Annotated in this window: 13 protein-coding genes; 6 read left to right on the top strand and 7 right to left on the bottom strand. The window is 56.1% G+C overall.

Features of this window, described 5'->3' with window-relative positions; genetic code table 11:
* Nucleotides 1-47 precede the first annotated feature (47 nt).
* Nucleotides 48-1,541 carry a pitrilysin family protein gene (locus EQV24_RS20775; protein ID WP_130626995.1) on the top strand — a complete coding sequence of 498 codons (1,494 nt, stop codon included), beginning with the start codon at nt 48-50 and terminating at the stop codon, nt 1,539-1,541.
* A 62-nt stretch (nt 1,542-1,603) separates the two neighbouring features.
* On the opposite strand, the gene EQV24_RS20770 is transcribed toward EQV24_RS20775, so the two are convergent.
* Nucleotides 1,604-2,533 (bottom strand): sugar kinase, encoded by a 930-nt coding sequence (locus tag EQV24_RS20770; protein WP_130626994.1) that lies wholly within the window; start codon nt 2,531-2,533, stop codon nt 1,604-1,606.
* Nucleotides 2,534-2,762: 229 nt separating this feature from the next.
* On the opposite strand from EQV24_RS20770, the gene pdeH reads away from it, so the two are divergent.
* Complete coding sequence (gene pdeH, locus EQV24_RS20765) at nt 2,763-3,536, top strand: cyclic-guanylate-specific phosphodiesterase (protein WP_130626993.1); 774 nt, start codon at nt 2,763-2,765, stop codon at nt 3,534-3,536.
* 66 nt (nt 3,537-3,602) lie between these two features.
* On the top strand, nt 3,603-5,645 hold the full coding sequence (locus EQV24_RS20760) for an AsmA family protein (RefSeq protein ID WP_061772959.1): 2,043 nt from the start codon (nt 3,603-3,605) through the stop codon (nt 5,643-5,645).
* Between the two features lie 93 nt (nt 5,646-5,738).
* On the opposite strand, the gene EQV24_RS20755 is transcribed toward EQV24_RS20760, so the two are convergent.
* From EQV24_RS20755 to EQV24_RS20745, 3 genes are all read right to left on the bottom strand, one after another.
* Complete coding sequence (locus tag EQV24_RS20755) at nt 5,739-7,061, bottom strand: MFS transporter (protein WP_013099207.1); 1,323 nt, start codon at nt 7,059-7,061, stop codon at nt 5,739-5,741.
* Between the two features lie 263 nt (nt 7,062-7,324).
* Nucleotides 7,325-8,350, bottom strand: coding sequence for an inner membrane protein YhjD (gene yhjD, locus EQV24_RS20750; protein ID WP_013099206.1), 1,026 nt, complete (start codon nt 8,348-8,350; stop codon nt 7,325-7,327).
* 50 nt (nt 8,351-8,400) lie between these two features.
* A complete protein-coding gene (locus tag EQV24_RS20745; RefSeq protein WP_020686106.1) occupies nt 8,401-9,300 on the bottom strand; it encodes a LysR family transcriptional regulator in 900 nt (299 codons plus the stop codon).
* A 119-nt stretch (nt 9,301-9,419) separates the two neighbouring features.
* On the opposite strand from EQV24_RS20745, the gene EQV24_RS20740 reads away from it, so the two are divergent.
* Nucleotides 9,420-10,178, top strand: coding sequence for an SDR family oxidoreductase (locus EQV24_RS20740; RefSeq protein ID WP_130626992.1), 759 nt, complete (start codon nt 9,420-9,422; stop codon nt 10,176-10,178).
* Nucleotides 10,179-10,351: 173 nt separating this feature from the next.
* Nucleotides 10,352-10,954 carry a response regulator transcription factor gene (locus EQV24_RS20735; protein WP_130626991.1) on the top strand — a complete coding sequence of 201 codons (603 nt, stop codon included), beginning with the start codon at nt 10,352-10,354 and terminating at the stop codon, nt 10,952-10,954.
* Here EQV24_RS20735 and EQV24_RS20730 read toward each other — a convergent pair.
* Entirely contained in the window at nt 10,933-11,259 is a 327-nt protein-coding gene (locus EQV24_RS20730) for a lysozyme (RefSeq protein ID WP_013099202.1), read from the bottom strand. The genes EQV24_RS20735 and EQV24_RS20730 overlap by 22 nt on opposite strands.
* 71 nt (nt 11,260-11,330) lie before the next feature.
* Nucleotides 11,331-11,870, bottom strand: a complete 540-nt coding sequence (locus EQV24_RS20725; RefSeq protein ID WP_130626990.1) for a GNAT family protein — start codon at nt 11,868-11,870, stop codon at nt 11,331-11,333.
* 148 nt (nt 11,871-12,018) lie between these two features.
* Between EQV24_RS20725 and EQV24_RS20720 the strand changes: the two genes are divergently transcribed.
* A complete protein-coding gene (locus tag EQV24_RS20720; RefSeq protein ID WP_130626989.1) occupies nt 12,019-13,608 on the top strand; it encodes an STY4199 family HEPN domain-containing protein in 1,590 nt (529 codons plus the stop codon).
* A gap of 58 nt (nt 13,609-13,666) precedes the next feature.
* On the opposite strand, the gene EQV24_RS20715 is transcribed toward EQV24_RS20720, so the two are convergent.
* Nucleotides 13,667-15,316: an alpha,alpha-trehalase gene (locus EQV24_RS20715; protein WP_013099199.1), complete on the bottom strand. Its 1,650-nt coding sequence runs from the start codon at nt 15,314-15,316 to the stop codon at nt 13,667-13,669.
* Nucleotides 15,317-15,340: the final 24 nt, after the last annotated feature.

Genomic DNA, 15,340 nt, shown 5'->3' with positions numbered 1-15,340 from the left:
CGTCGCGAGACACTCTTTTTAACCAGGAATGTTGATCAGGGGTTCACATGCAGGGCACAAAAATTCGACTCTTAACCGGCGGTTTGCTGATGATGGCAGCAGCCAGTTATGTGCAGGCAGATGCGCTCCAGCCAGACCCGGCATGGCAACAAGGGACCCTGGCGAATGGTTTTCAGTGGCAGGTGTTAGCCACGCCGCAGCGTCCCAGCGATCGTATTGAGATCCGTCTGTCTGTGAATACCGGCTCCCTCACCGAAAGCACCCAGCAGACCGGCTTTAGCCATTTTATTCCCCGACTGGCGCTCACCCAGAGCGGCAGTTTACAGGCTGTTCAGGTGCGTTCGCTCTGGCAGCAAGGCATTGACCCGAAGCGCCCATTGCCGCCGGCCGTCGTCTCGTATGACTACACCATGTTTAACCTGAGCCTGCCGAATAACCGTAACGATCTGCTCAAAGAAGCTCTTACGTATCTCTCCGATGCCACTGGCAATCTGGCGATCACGCCGGAAACCGTTAACTATGCGCTGAGCAACAGCGATATGGTGGCGACCTGGCCTGCGGATACCAAAGAGGGCTGGTGGCGTTATCGCCTGAAAGGCTCAGCGCTGCTTGGGCACGATCCGGCAGAGCCGCTGAAACAGCCGGTCGATGCCGAACAGGTAAAATCGTTCTATCAGAAATGGTACACCCCGGACGCGATGACGCTGATCGTGGTCGGGAATGTGGATAGCCGCGCGGTGGTTGAGCAGATCAACAAAGCCTTCGGCGAGCTGAAAGGCAAGCGTGAAACGCCTTCTCCTGTCCCGAGGCTCTCCCCGCTGCGGACAGAGCCAGTCAGCATCTCCACTGATGCCGTGCGTCAGGACCGGCTCTCCATGATGTGGGATACCGCCTGGCAGCCTATCCGAGAATCCGCCGCGCTGCTGCGCTACTGGCGTGCGGATCTGACGCGTGAGGCGTTGTTCTGGCACGTTCAGCAGAGCCTCAGTAAGAACAGCGTGAAGAACATTGCGCTGGGCTTCGACTGCCGGGTGCTGTTCCAGCGCGCCCAGTGCGCCATTAATATCGAATCGCCTGGCGATAAGCTGAATGCCAATCTGGGTGTGGTGGCGAAAGAGCTGGCAAAAGTGCGCAAAGAGGGCCTGTCTGAAGAAGAGTTCAACGCGCTGGTCGCGCAGAAAAAGCTGGAACTGCAGAAGCTGTTTGCCACCTATGCCCGCGCCGATACGGATATCCTGATCAGCCAGCGTATTCGCTCCTTGCAGAATCAGGTGGTGGACATCGCGCCGGAACAGTACCAGAAGCTCCGTCAGGACTTCCTGAATGGGCTGACCGTCGATATGTTAAATCAGGATTTACGTCAGCAGCTGTCGCAGGATATGGGATTAGTCCTTCTGCAGCCGAAAGGCGAGCCGGAATACAACATGAAGGAGTTGCAGGCGACATGGGATTCAATCATGACCGCCGCGCCGCAACCTCCACAGGCGGCAACGTCTGATGATCTGCATCAGGACGCGACGGATATTCCACAGGGGCAGTAATCCAAAAAATTCCCTCTCCCGGTGGGAGAGGGTCAGGGTGAGGGCATCAGCCCGCACCTTATTTAAGCAGGCATCGCCTCACGCGGAATAATCGCCCCGCGATACTGGATCACCGTGCTGGCCGTCAGGTGCCCGCGCTGTGCAGCCGCTTCAGGCGTGCCGCCCGTCAGGCGCACCGCCAGATAGCCCGCGCTGAAGGAATCACCCGCCGCCGTAGTATCCACCACTTTGTCCTTCGCCAGTTTCACCGCCGGGACGTCAATCACCGCCTCACCTGCTACGGCCACCAGGCACGATGCCGCGCCGCGCTTAATCACCACTTCGCTCACGCCAGCAGCCTGGGTGCGCGCAATAACCTCATCAACAGGCTTCTCGCCCCACAGGGCATCTTCGTCGTCGAGCGTCAGGAACGCGATGTCGGTGCACTGCAGCATCTGCTGGTAAACCTGCTGCGTCTCTTCACGGCTGGCCCACAGGCGCGGACGGTAGTTGTTATCAAAAATGACCTTCCCGCCATTGGCGCGGCATTCGCGCAGCAGCGACAGCAGCTTTTCACGACTGGTCGGGCTTAAGATGGCGAGGCTAATCCCGCTCAGATAGAGATAATCAAACGTCGCCAGCGTTTCGCAAATGGCGGCTGCGTCGTCGCTTTCCAGCCAGTATTTGGCCGCGGCTTCGTTTCGCCAGTAGTAGAAGGTGCGCTCGCCGGTATCATCGGTCTCAATGTAATACAAACCCGGCAGGCGTTTTTCCATGCGCTGAATCAGCGAGGTATCAATGTGTTCGCTCTGCCAGGCGTCCAGCATTTGCTGGCTGAAACTGTCCGTACCCAGTGCGGTGACGTAGTTCACGGTGAGGGCCTCCGGCGGCACCTGACGGGCAATATACACGGAGGTGTTTAAGGTATCGCCACCAAAACCGCGGCTAACGTCCGCGCCTTTTTGTGACAGCTCAATCATGCATTCGCCAATAACGGCAATTTTTTTGGACATAATCATGAACCTGAACAGAGTATTTAAAAGCAGTGTGCGCTGTGTGAATTATCAGGTCAACTATATTAAAACATCGTTCCATTATTTTTTTTGAACCAGCGCGTGTTCCTGTTCATTTCTGTCATCTTAATTTCATTTTCCCGGTGAATTGAACATAAAGTTCTCAATTATCGCGCCGATAACCCAGTGACGAGTCCAGAAAGGCCATCCCAACAACAGGACATCTGAAATGAAGTCAGAGCAGGTTATCCAGCGGCTGAGCACTACGCCTGAGGCAAGTATTGAGAACTTGCAGGAGCATCGCTACTGGCTGCAATGTGAGCGTGTGTATACCTACCAGCCGATCTATCGTACCGACGGTCGACTGATGGCGATTGAAATTTTGACGGTCGTTACGCACCCTTCTAACCCTTCACAGCGTATCGCGCCGGACCGCTATTTTGCCGAAGCCGCCGTGCGCCAGCGCCTGGACGTGCTGGAAGAGCAGTTGCGCATGCTGGAAACGAAAAAGGCCTTTTTCGAACAGCACGATATTCTGGCCTCGGTCAACGTGGATGGCCCAACCCTGCTGGCGCTGCGCCAGAACGCGAAGTTGCAGGAGCTTATCGCCACCCTGCCGTGGATGCGCTTTGAACTGGTGGAGCATGTCCGCCTGCCGCAGGAATCCTCTTTTGCCTCGATGTGTGAATTTGGCCCCCTGTGGCTGGATGACTTTGGCACCGGCATGGCGAACTTCTCCGCCCTCAGCGAAGTGCGTTACGACTACATCAAAGTGGCCCGCGATCTGTTCATTATGCTGCGCCAGACCCCGGAAGGGCGGAATCTGTTTACGCTGTTATTGCAGCTGATGAACCGCTATTGCAAAGGCGTCATTGTGGAAGGTGTGGAAACGCTGGAAGAGTGGCGTGATGTGCAAAACTCACCCGCCGCCGCCGCGCAAGGCTATTACCTCTCACGTCCGGTGCCCATGGATACCCTCGACGGTGTGATAACCAACCTCTGAACCGCCCGTTTCCCTTTGTCTGGACTATAGTTTTACAGGACAGGTCATCAGGAAAAGGGGATCAAAATGACTAAAACAACCAGGGTAATCTCCTGGACAGCAGGGATTTTCTTGTTGTTGATCGTGGTCGCTATCATCATTATTGCGACATTCGACTGGAACCGTCTTAAGCCGACCATCAACCAGAAAGTCTCAACTGAACTGAACCGCCCCTTCGCGATACGCGGTGATTTGGGCGTGGTCTGGGAGCGTCAGAAAGAAGAGACCGGCTGGCGAAGCTGGATCCCCTGGCCGCACGTTCACGCCGACGACATCGTTCTGGGCAATCCGCCGGATATTCCTGCCGTCACCATGGTGCATCTTCCGCGGGTTGAAGCCACGCTGGCGCCGTTAGCGCTTCTGACAAAAACCGTCTACCTGCCGTGGATCAAGCTTCAGCAGCCCGATGCACGCCTGATCCGTCTCTCGGAAAAAAACAATAACTGGACCTTTAACCTCGCCAGCAGCGGCGAGAAAGATCCCAATGCCCAGCCCTCTTCGTGGTCATTCCGTCTCGATAACATTCTGTTCGATCGCGGGCGGATCACCATCGACGATAAAGTCAGCAAGGCCGATGTGGAGATCCTGGTCGATCCGCTGGGTAAGCCGCTGCCGTTCAGTGAAGTGACCGGCACCAAAGCGAAAGGGGATAACGCCAGCGCGGGCGATTACGTTTTCGGCCTGCGGGCCACCGGGCGCTACAACGGACAGCCACTGACCGGCACCGGTAAAATTGGCGGCATGCTGGCGCTGCGAAGCGCTGGTACCCCGTTCCCGGTGCAGGCGGACTTCCGCTCCGGCAACACGCGAGTCGCCTTTACCGGCACGGTCAACGATCCAATGAACATGGGCGGGGTCGATCTGCGGCTGAAGTTCGCCGGAGATTCGCTGGGGGAGCTCTACGAACTCACCGGCGTGCTGCTGCCGGATACGCCGCCGTTTGAGACGGACGGGCATCTGGTGGCCAAACTCGATACGGAAAAATCGTCTGTCTTTGACTATCGGGATTTCAACGGCCGTATCGGCGACAGCGATATCCACGGTACGCTGACCTACACCACCGGCAAACCGCGTCCGAAACTGGAAGGGGATGTGGAGTCCCGCCAGCTGAGGCTTGCCGATCTGGGCCCTCTGATCGGCGTTGATTCCGGCAAAGGCACGAAGTCGAAAGAGGTCAAAAAAGACCTTCAGCCCGCGGGGAAAGTGCTGCCCTACGATCGCTTTGAAACCGACAAGTGGGATGTAATGGATGCGGATGTGCGCTTCAAAGGGCGAAAAATCGAGCACGGCAGCACGCTGCCGATCAGCAACCTCTCAACCCATATTCTGCTTAAAAATGCCGACCTGCGTCTGCAGCCGCTGAAGTTTGGCATGGCGGGCGGAACCATCTCCTCGAACATTCATCTGGAAGGCGATAAAAAGCCGATGCAGGGTCGGGCTGATATACAGGCGCGCAGGCTTAAGCTGAAAGAGCTGATGCCCAACGTGGAGCTGATGCAGAAAACCCTTGGTGAAATGAACGGTGACGCGGACATTCGCGGGGTGGGGAACTCCGTGGCGGCGCTGCTCGGGAGCAGTAACGGCAACCTCAAGCTACTGATGAACGACGGGCTGGTGAGCCGCAACCTGATGGAAATCCTGGGGCTGAACGTCGGGAACTACATCATCGGGCAGATCTTTGGTGACGATGAGGTGCGGGTGAACTGCGCGGCGGCGAATCTGGATCTGGTTAACGGCGTGGCGCGGCCGCAGATTTTTGCCTTCGACACGGAAAACGCGGTAATCAACGTGACCGGAACCGCCAGCATGGCCTCTGAGCAGCTTGATTTAACCATCGACCCGGAAAGCAAAGGGATCCGTATCATCACCCTGCGCTCGCCGCTCTACGTGCGCGGCACTTTCAAAAATCCGCAGGCGGGGGTAAAACCCGGGCCGCTGATTGCACGCGGTGCGGTGGCGGCAGCGCTCGCAACGCTGGTCACGCCAGCCGCGGCGCTGCTGGCGTTGATTTCGCCATCAGAAGGGGAAGCCAATCAGTGCCGGACGATTTTGTCACAGATGAAGAGGTAAGGTGCGGTCTGTATTTGCCGGGTGGCGGCTACGCCTTACCCGGCCTACGATTCAAATGTAGGCCGGGTAAGCGCAGCGCCACCCGGCATTAGCTTAAAGCGCCTGATGCTTAGTCTCGTGCGTCAGCAGCAGCGCAATCAGCGTCAGTGCCGCCATGGCCGCCAGATACACGCCCACGTAGAACAGGCCATAATTTGCCTGCAGCCAGGTGGCGATGTACGGTGCAACGGACGCTCCCAGAATAGACGAGACGTTATAGGAGAACGACGCGCCGGTATAACGCACTTCCGTCGGGAACAGCTCCGGCAGCAGCGCGCCCATCGGGCCGAAGGTTAATCCCATCAGGCTCAGACCAATCAGCAGATACGCCATCACCAGCGCCGGGCTGCCCGAGCCTAACAGCGGCGGGAAGACAAACAGGGCGAACAGAATGATAAGCGTCGTGATGGTGATCATGCTGGAGCGACGGCCAAATTTATCCGCCAGCAGGCCGGCAATCGGCACCATGACACCAAACCCAATCACCGCCATCATCAGCATCCACAGCACTTCGTTACGCGGCAGACCCAGCCCAACCGGCGCGGCAGCGGTGCTGAACGTCATGGAGTAGACGGTCATGATATAGAACAGCGTATAGGTAGCCAGCATGATAAAGGTGCCCAGCACCGTCACGCGGACATGTTTGGTCAGCAGCGTGCCCAGCGGCACTTTTACCTGTTTTTTTGCCGCCGCCACTTTCGCGAACACCGGCGTTTCGTGCAGAGAAACGCGAACATACAGACCAATCAGCACCAGCACGGCCGAGAAGACGAACGGAATACGCCAGCCCCAGCTCATGAACTGTTCATCGGTCAGCAGCCAGGAGAGCAGCAGGAAGGTGCCGTTCGCAAAGAAGAAGCCAATCGGTGCGCCAAGCTGCGGGAAGGAGCCATACAGCGCCCGTTTACGCGCCGGGGCGTTCTCGGTCGCCAGCAGTGCCGCACCGCCCCATTCACCGCCCAGACCCAGACCCTGACCAAAACGCGCCAGCGCCAGCAGCACCGGTGCCAGAATGCCGATGGTCTCGTAGGTGGGCAGCAGGCCGATGGCGACGGTAGAAATACCCATCGTCAGCAACGAGGCCACAAGCGTCACTTTACGCCCGATGCGATCGCCAAAATGACCAAACAGCGCAGAGCCAATCGGACGCGCGACGAAGGCGATAGCAAAGGTTGCCAGAGACTGTAGCGTGGCCGCCGTCGGGTCGCCCTGCGGGAAGAAAATATGCGGAAAGACGATGACCGCTGCGGTGGCGTAAATGTAAAAGTCGAAGAACTCGATGGCGGTGCCAATCAGCGAGGCGACGACAACTTTATTGCGTGAGTTGACCGGAACGTTTTCGCTCCCGGAATCGAGTGTTGTGGCGGTTGCTTGCATAATATTTTCTTATTTTATGTCGGACGAAAGGCCATATTACGCACAGCAAAAGCGACATTTCAATCTGTAACAAAGCCGCGAACCGGTGATAAAAGCAACAAAAAGCGGATAATGTTCAGACCAGCCAAAACACTTCCATGAAATGCTTCACAGATTTTAAATATCAGTGGATATAACTGGTTTTCAGTTAAATAAAAGTTACGGACTGGATATATATGCTGAAATGATGAATCGGGCTGAAACTTTCAGCCCGAAAGGGGGAATTAGCGGTGGGTTTTCCCCGGCATGCGCGTGTCGCCTTTATATTCGGCGGTGGCAATCCACGCCGCGCAGAACAGCGTCAGGCGGGCAAAGAAGTAGAAGAACGCCATCAGCCCCAGAACGGAGCCAAACGCGGCGCCAGAAGGGGATTTCACCAGTGACGGCAGGGTATAAGTCATCACGATCTTAATCACCTCAAAGCCTATTGCCGCGAGCAGTGTTCCGCGGATCAGCGCTTTTTTGCGCGGACGATGACGCGGCAAGCGCCAGAAGATCCAGAAGAACAGCAGGTAGTTGGCGAAAATGGAAATCGCCAGCCCGATGCCGCGCCACGCAGGCTTGAGCCAGTCGATGTAATCCAGATAGAGCGCGGAGATAATCATCTGCTGCGCGGAACCGGCGACCGAGGTGATGGAGAGCGTGACGACCAGCGCCACCAGCAGACCAATCAGCGAAACAAAATCGCGGAAATACTTAACCCAAATTTTCTCCTGATCCTGAGGCTTACGCTCCCATACCTCGCGCGACTGGGCGCGAATGGCCTCGCGCAGGTTACCCATCCAGTTCACACCGGAATAGAGCGCAATCAGCAAACCGACAATACCCACCGTGGTGCGCTGCTGCACGGCAGTATTGATGGTGCTTTTTAGCGTGGTGGCGAGGGTCGGGTCACTGACGTTATTCAGGATCTTATTGAAAATATCCTGCAGCAGCGTCGGATGAGACGCGAGCACAAAACCGGCTGCCGCGAACGAGACCATCAGGATCGGGATCATCGACAAAAAGGAAAAATAGGTAATCGCTGCACCAAACTGATTCCCCATCCGGTCGTTGAAACGTTCCGCGGCGCGTATCAGGTGCGCAATCATGGGGATCTGCTGAACTCTCTCTGCCAGCGTAGTGACCGTCCCCAGCGCTTTGCTGGCTTTGCCGGGTGTGCTGGGCTCTTCGGGCCCAGTCTCCATCTTCTTGATGGGATCGTAATCTAATTGTTGAGTCGGTCGTTGCGGGTTATTTTCCGGCGTCACGTGTTTTTTCCTTTTCGTTGAGCTGGATGTCATTGAATTATAGCTTGCGACTAATCCACGTAAGCTTTTGTGATTTCCGTAAGCCACTCCATAAACAGGTGTACCCGGCGGGAGAGGTTACGGCGGTGGGGATAAATCAGGGAAACCGGCATGGGTTCAGCCCGGTATTGCGGCAGAACTTCAATCAGCTTTTTCGTGCGCAGAGAATCACGAACGCCCACGCGGGGAACCTGGATAATACCCAGCCCGGCGATGCAGGCGGCATGGTACGTCTCGGTACTGTTGACCGTTAAGACGCCGCCCGTTTTAACCCACTGGGTCGCACTGCCGTTATAAAACTCAAAGCCCTGCGGGCGCGTGCCCAGCATCGCGGCGTAGTGGATTACCGCATGTGAGGCCAAATCGTCCAGCGTTTCCGGATAACCAAACCGCGTCAGATAATCCGGGCTGGCGCAGTTGATAACCGTAAGCTTGCCCAGCGGGCGGGCGATAAGCCCGGAATCTTTCAGGGTGCCGACGCGCACCACGCAGTCGAACCCCTCGCGGATCACATCCACCAGACGATCGCTGCTGCTGAGCTCCAGTTCAATACCCGGATACTGCTGCAAAAACGCAGGCAGTTTGGGGATGACTAAATTTCGTGCAACTCCCACCGGCATATCGACGCGTAGCCGCCCGCTGATACTGGAGGGATCGTGCTGAAACATACCGTCCAGTTCATCAAGGTTCGCCAGCAGATCTTTTGCCCGTTCGTAATAGACCATGCCGTCCTGCGTGAGGCTGACGCGGCGCGTGGTGCGGTGCAGCAGTTGAGTGCCCAGGCGGTTTTCCAGCGCCTGAATCTGCCGCGACACGCTGCCTCTTGGCAGGGTCAACGTCTCCGCTGCGCGGGAAAAACTCTCCAGCTCCGCGACCCGAACAAACAACTGCATTGCGTTAATTTTATCCATCGGTAGCGCTCATTGTTGTTGTAAATGAAACAGTGAAGCGTTCTGTCACATCTTTATTGATCTTCTATCAGCTAATAAGCTCTTTCTCAATCTCCCTGACAACCGAAATGAGGTTTCTTATGACTGAACGTATCGCTTTAGTGACCGGTGGTAGCCGTGGTTTGGGTAAAAACGCGGCCCTGAAGCTGGCAGCAGAGGGAACAGGTATTGTCCTGACTTATCATCACAATCAGCAGGATGTGCTGGATGTTGTGCAAGAAATTCAGGGAAAAGGGGTAAACGCGGCGGCATTACAGCTTAACGTCGGAGATATCACCCATTTCGAACATTTTGCTCAACAGTTGCAGGAAACGCTCCGAACCGTCTGGCAGCGTGATACCTTTGATTATTTATTGAACAATGCCGGAACGGGTTTATACGCCCCCTATACCGAGACGACAGAAGCACAGTTCGATGAGGTAATGAATGTACATTTAAAAGGGCCATTTTTCCTGACCCAGCGCCTGCTGCCGTTGCTGAAAGATGGCGGACGGATCCTCAACGTCTCCAGCGGACTGGCGCGTTTTACACAGCCAGGCTCCGCGACCTATGCGGCCATGAAAGGGGCGATGGAAGTACTGACCCGCTATCAGGCCAAAGAGCTGGGCGCACGCGGCATCTCCGTCAATATCATCGCGCCGGGGGCAATTGAAACCGATTTTGGCGGCGGACGCGTACGCGATGACGAGCAGCTTAATCAGTTGCTTGCGTCGCAAACCGCGCTGGGGCGTGTTGGCCTGCCGGATGATATTGGTGATGCCATCGCCGCGCTGCTCAGCGACAAACTGGGCTGGATGAATGCGCAACGTATTGAAGTGTCTGGTGGGATGTTCCTGTAATACGCCTCCTTAAGGGGACGGAACCTCTTAAGGAAATCCTTAAAAGAGATGTGTCCAGATACGGGCAGATATAAAGAACGGCGATGAATTTGTAACCTCTCCGTTCATTGAGTTTTTTCTCAAATAACGCCTCTATACAATCCTCCCTCGCTATTCTCAGAGGGAGAAAAACGATGCGAGTAATCATGTTTGACAGGCAGTCGATATTTATTCATGGAGCGATAAACAGTTTGCAGACGTTAATTCCTGAAATAAATATGACAAGAACCCGTCAGGCAGATGAATTATGGGCGCAGTTGTCCGCGTCGCCATCCGCTATCGTCATGATTGACGGCGCATTAATTCAGAATGAGGGCATCAGCTTTCTGAAAGACATTATCACGCGTTTCCCTGCGATACGTGTCGTGATGGTGCTGACGAAAAAAGAGACCCGATGGGCTGAACAGATGTTTCAGCGCAACGTGAAGGCGATTATTCCCCGTAATGCCAGTCCCGAGCGGTTTGCCGCAGTGCTGGATTCGGTCTCCCGGGGGATGGTCTGTTTTCCCGGCGAATGGCTTGCGCAGCAGGCGTCACACCAGGCGTTGTTATCCTTAAGCGAGCGCCAGCGTGAAGTGCTCAAGTTACTGGCCGCCGGGGAGTCGAATAAAGAGATTGGTCGCACGCTCAATATCAGTGCGGCAACGGTAAAGGCCCATCTGGAGTCACTTTTCCGGCGGCTGGATGTGAAAAATCGCACGCAGGCGGCAATGTGCTATACCCGGCTCACCGCCTGAGCGATGGCGTTTATCGGACACGGTGTGTCACTAAAACTGAACATTAACAACACCAGCGCATCGTGCTGGTGTTGCGTTAATGGCTGGGCGATATTTTCCTGAATTAACGTCTCATAAATCTGAATATCGTTATCTAACAAGCGCTCTGCTTCAGCAACGGTAATAAGACCATGGAACTTCTCCCATTGCTGAATAACGTGACCATACCCAATAACCTCAGTACCGTGCTCATCACGGTATTTTTCCAGAGACAGCCCTTGCTGTTTTTTAATTAATTCAACGGCAGCAGAAGATAGCTTCAACATGGTATTTTCCTCTTTCAGACGCTACTGTAGAGGAAATACGGCACGAGACATATCCGCCAAATGGCCGTTGCTCAGCTGATATTTTCCAGATAGTCGCGCTGTAATAAACCGAATAGCCAGTCATTATGCCAGCGGCCGCCAAGGTAATAACTCTCACGCAGCTCACCCTCCAGCCGGAAGCGGGCTTTTTCCAGCAGAAGCCGGGAGGCGATATTCCCTGCCGTGACGGTGGCGGTGAGGCGGCGGATCCCCCCCTGGTGGAAGGCATAATCACAGAGTGCCTGCAGGGATTCAAAGCCGTAGCCTTTTCCCTGGGTCGCGGGAGCGAAAAGGAAACCGACTTCGGCGCAATCCGCTTCGTGGTGTTTGTAGCCGGTCACCCCCAGCGGAGTCTGGCTGGCGTTATCGCGAACCACGAGGCAGAGCCAGTGCATGCAGCCGGGCGTCCATGGCGTCAGTCGGGAGTCGAAGGCCTCACGAATGTCCGCCACAGTGCGATCCTGCGCGACAAAGCGCATCACATCCGGGTCTTGCTGTAGCGCCAGAAAAAAGGGCCAGTCATCTTCCTGTAACGGCGAGCAGATAAGACGCGAGGTGGTTAGCTGAGGCATTCAGATTCTCCTGAAACAATATAAATGATTTTAGGACTGTCACTTTATTTCAACAGAAAGTCAGGTATGGTTAAGCGCGTATAAATAAAAAGAAAAACGGCCGTTCCGGGCCCCTTTTGGATGTCTTCGTGGTCTTTTAAGGAAAACAATGACGCTCAGCACATCACACCATAACCGCGAACAGTTTGAACACTGTCTGGCGGTCATTCGTCAGGCCTCTGTGGAAATATTGCTTCTCCTGAATGTACATGTTTCTGAGGGAAAAGATCCACGCTGGTTTCTGGAGCAGCTGGATAGCGCCCGTTTAGGCCTGGGCGGATGGGGGGCCGTGGCGAAGAAGCTCAACCTGAACGATGCCGAGATGTCAGAATTTACCCTGCAACTGCGCCTGTTGCAGCAGCGCGTACCACAGTATGAAAGCGGGCAGGATGTCAGTGAAAATCAGCTTATTGCGGCAATGCGGTTTGTCACCGCGCTGGAACATCTTCGTCTGCAACAGCCTCTTCTCACCTACAGTACCGAGCTGGCGCCGGGCAGCGATCTTGAACAGCAGCAGGCGCACAAGCAGGTGCGTGCAATTGAACTGATGATTAAAGGGCTTATCCAGCAGGCGTGGCCCGATCAGGTCCGTCTGAACAACCACCTGAAGACCCTGTTTAACGCTGACCGCGTGCGGCGCTGGCTGAAGCTTGGCGACATCAACGATGTGCTAAGCGGCATGATGTTCAGCGAGCTGGCCCAGATGCTGGTGGATAAAAAAGAGTACAGCCGCTACTACGCGTCGCTGTTCAGCGATCCGTCCATGCTGACGCTGCTGGTGGAGCCGCGCAAAACGCTGCAAACCTTCCTTGATGACATCCGCCAGATCCGCAACAGCCTTACCGTTCAGAAAGCGTTAACCTCGGCGCAAATCCAGCTACTCGACAACTACTACACCCAAATCACCCGGCCCGTTCAGCGTGCGTTTGAAGAGGGGCGAACCCGCGTCAACCCGGCCGGGATAATGGCGGTGGATGCCAGCGAACTGCACGCTTTCTGGGAAAAAGCACAGAAAAGGGATCGGGTCACCGGCGGGGATTTATTTGAAGTACGTGACACCATCGAAAAACCGACCCAGCGCGCCCCGCGCACGCCAGAACAACGCGAGCAGCTCATCTCCGGCGTGTTATGGGGCGCAGTGGGCGTGATGGTCATTGCGATTGTTGTGGGAGGATTCTGGCTGGTGACCAGCAGCGCGCCAGCAGAGACTGCAGTGGCCGCCACCGAAACGCCTGCGCCGCAGGAGATGCGGGAAACGCCCTCCTCGCGGGAGACGCTGACGCGCATGGGCATTACCTGGGACGAGAATAATTTCCGCTCGGCCATCAACCGCAACGACACCCGCATTGCGCAGCTCTTTTTGCAGGGTGGAATGGACTGGAAGCTGTCATGGACCGAAGAGGCGATGTCATCCAACCATGACGACGTACTGGAGCTGATGTTGCGCTACCGACAGCACATGGTGGAAGAGAAGCCGTGCCGCCGGTTTATCAATACGCTCACCCATGCCATGGCGAATGGCGAATCGCTGACATCCCTGCGTAAACAGTACCTGAAAGCGTTTTGTACCGTCCCGGCCGTGGTGAAACGCCAGCAGCACGATTTGGATATGGCGACGCGCCGCGCCGAGTCACAGCCGAATGCCAGCACGAAAAAATGGCAGGCTATTCAGTCTGCCATTTATGAGGTGATCCGCTGATCGTAACGCCCTTTCCCTCTGGGAGAGGGCGGGGTGAGGGCACCAGACCGCACCCCACTCAAGGCTCCCCATACAACCCAATCAACCGCCGCACCACGCCATTCGTCCAGCCAAAGCCATCCTGCAATGGATACTCACCGCCGCCCCCTTCGCGTGGGGTACTGCTGGCGATGTGATACTTCTCAATCAGCTTATGGTGAGTCTTATAAAAATGATTCACCGTGTGCAGCCAACTCCAGGCGATCTCATCGCCCAGCGAGTCGTTGCCGTACTGCTTGAAGCCCTGAATGGCCATCCATTGCAGCGGTGCCCAGCCATTGGGTTTATCCCACTGCTCGCCGGTTTCGTACTCGGTCGCCAGGATACCGCCCGGGGTGAGCAGACGTGATTTAACCGCATCAGACAAGCGTTCTGCCTGCTCATGGGTCGCCATTCCGACATACAGCGGCACAATGCTCGCCGCAGAGAACAGCGCCATATTTTCCCGACGCCAGTCGTAATCGCGGTAGCAGCCATTTTCTTCATCCCACAGGTAGCGGTTCACCGCTGCCCGGCGATCGCTGGCTTTCTGGCGGAACAGGTCAGCCGTCTCCTTATCTCCTTTCGACGCCGAGATATTGGCGATAGCGCTTTCCAGCTTGAACAGGAAGGCGTTCAGGTCGATAGGGATAAACTGCGTGGTGCGAATGCTGGCCAGTCGGCCCGGTTCGCGCAGCCAGCGGGAGGAGTAATCCCAGCCGGAGGCCGCCCCTGCACGCAGATCGCGATACACCTCATTGGGTGGTCGACCGGAATGGCGGGCCGTCTCCACGTCCTCAATCCACGATTCGTCGCGCGGAGTGTCACGGTCATCCCAGTAGCGGTTCAGCAATGAGCCATCCGGCATACGCACCGCGCTGCGATAGGCCTGATTCAGCAGTAGCGACTCCGCGCCGTCCATCCAGAAGGCGTGCTCCATTTTGAGGTGCTCAAGGTAGCGCTTCGCACCGCGCACCCCGTCCTCTTCAAACAGCTCCACCATCAGGGCAAAGACCGGCGGCTGGGAGCGGCTGAGGTAGTAGGTTCGGTTGCCGTTCGGGATATGGCCGTAACGCTCGATCAGCCACGCGAAGTTATCCGCCATACACTTCAGCAGATCGTTACGGCCGCTCTCGGCCAGCCCCAGCATCGAGAAGTAGGAATCCCAGTAGTAGGTCTCACTGAATCGTCCGCCGGGGACGATATAGGCCTGCGGCAGGGCCAGCAGGGAAGACCAGGGGATATGGTCCTGCGGCTCGCGCGTCAGCACGGGCCACAGGCTGTCGATATGCTCTTTAAGCGACAGCCCCGGGTCGGACACATACTCTGTGCTATAGGTCTCGGGCAGCCAGAAGTGATTCTCCACGAACTGGCGCAGGTCGAAATCCCGGTGGCGTCGCACCTTACGATAGCGGATCAAAATATCCAGCGGATCCATCTTCGGCGCGCAGTCGGGAAAGGTTTTGCTATCCGCAAACAGCCTTGTTGACTGCACATGTTCGAACAGCTCAAGGTAACGGTCAGCGGGGGTCAGGGCATCGGAGGCGGGTAGCCCCTCGATCATTTCTGGCTCCGGCTCCGCCTCAATCATCTCATCCAGTTTCAACTCGCAGGGATCGGTCTCGTAGCGCAGCTCTTCTGCGATCTCGAACGCGATGTTCTCGTTAGCCTGTAGTTTCTGGTTGAACATAATGATAAGGACCTCCGGTTAGGT

Origin of the sequence: Enterobacter sp. A8 (assembly GCF_004296595.1) — a bacterium.
Lineage (GTDB): Bacteria > Pseudomonadota > Gammaproteobacteria > Enterobacterales > Enterobacteriaceae > Enterobacter > Enterobacter cloacae.
Note: the sequence above shows the minus strand (reverse complement) of the source record. Positions and strands in the feature narration are given on the sequence as shown.